This is a genomic window from Micromonospora sp. DT178 (assembly GCF_049841695.1).
Taxonomy (GTDB): Bacteria; Actinomycetota; Actinomycetes; order Mycobacteriales; family Micromonosporaceae; genus Micromonospora.
In genome coordinates, this window is the sequence record NZ_JBNCKV010000113.1 from 1 (window position 1) to 221 (window position 221).

1 protein-coding gene is annotated in these 221 nt (G+C 70.6%); it reads left to right on the top strand.

Annotation, left to right across the window (positions count from 1 at the left end; all coding sequences use genetic code 11):
- Positions 1–221 (top strand): hypothetical protein (locus ACLQ22_RS32205; protein WP_425695640.1); only part of this gene is annotated, 221 nt, incomplete at both ends.

Genomic DNA, 221 nt, shown 5'->3' on the forward strand with positions numbered 1-221 from the left:
CTACGACGGCAGGCCGCGGGTCTGGTCGGGCAGTCGCTGGCGTGGGGGCTGTGGGCCGAGCAGTCGGCGATGACCGGACATCTCGACGAGGTCGACCTCGACCGGATGCGACGCGGCGGTGTTCTTGCCATGTCCCCTGAGCAGGGCCTGGCATTGTTCGACGCGGCGGTGCGTACCGACCAGCCACAGCTCGTGCCGATCCGGGTGGACGTGGCCGCGCT